This is a genomic window from Vibrio sp. 2132-1 (genome assembly GCF_033344315.1).
Genome location: NZ_JAWPON010000175.1, coordinates 1 through 880 on the forward strand (window position 1 = coordinate 1; position 880 = coordinate 880).

Sequence of the window (880 nt, forward strand, 5' to 3'; positions counted from 1 at the left end):
AATACTCTGAAATCTTAATGCGGAAACAATTTGGCAAAAATCACACAAAAAAGCAACAATTAAAGTATATTCCGCCGTAAAAACATTGAATACACGCACAATGAGCGAATAAAAATGCATTAACAAGTATTTAACCACTTTCATATCACCCCATTTTTGTGCGCCATGCACCAATAAAACTAGAAAAATGCTCTAAATATAGGCACAACATCACCTCACACCATAACCACACTATTCATGTGTGATAATTAACATTTACCAAACAATATATCGTACCAAAAGCGATTTTTCGGCATAAAATGTTACTAACAAAATAGTCGGCAAACATAAAAAACCAAAGTTAACCGGCTTCACCTAAGGCTAAAACGTGAGCACCACAACAAAACAGAGGAAACCTCCTCAAAGTTGCGATTATGCGCCCGTTATGCGGTTTAATGATTAAGCCAAAAGAACAGCATCACTTAAGCGTAAACGAAACTGCACAATTTGCTGACGGATTGCCTCTTTACGATGCGATTTAGAGTGGGATAATAGGCTTTCGACGCCAGTGACTAAGTAGTGAATGAAAGGAGCCCCTGTGCTTAAAGCGATTTTTTTTGATATGGACGAGACGTTATGTGGCACATCCCAAGCAGACAAAGCTGCAGGGCAAAAATTTGCTGCCTGGATTCAACAAACGTATCCCCAAGTCTCTGATCCTCAAGCATTCTTACAACGCTACTTGCAAGGGGTATATAAAAAGCTCAACGCAGAGTTTCCTCAGCTGGTTGCTCTTCTTCCAGACGAAAATGCTTTTCGCTGTGGTCTGATCCAAACGATTTTGGCGGAGAACGGCATCCACATCGATGCAGAGCAAGCTCAGCAAGCACAACACTATTTT

The 880-nt window shown here is 40.3% G+C and carries 1 pseudogene; it reads left to right on the plus strand.

Annotated elements, in window-relative coordinates:
* Positions 1-577: 577 nt before the first annotated feature.
* Positions 578-880: pseudogene (locus R8N47_RS24240) on the plus strand (HAD family hydrolase); the annotation flags it as partial.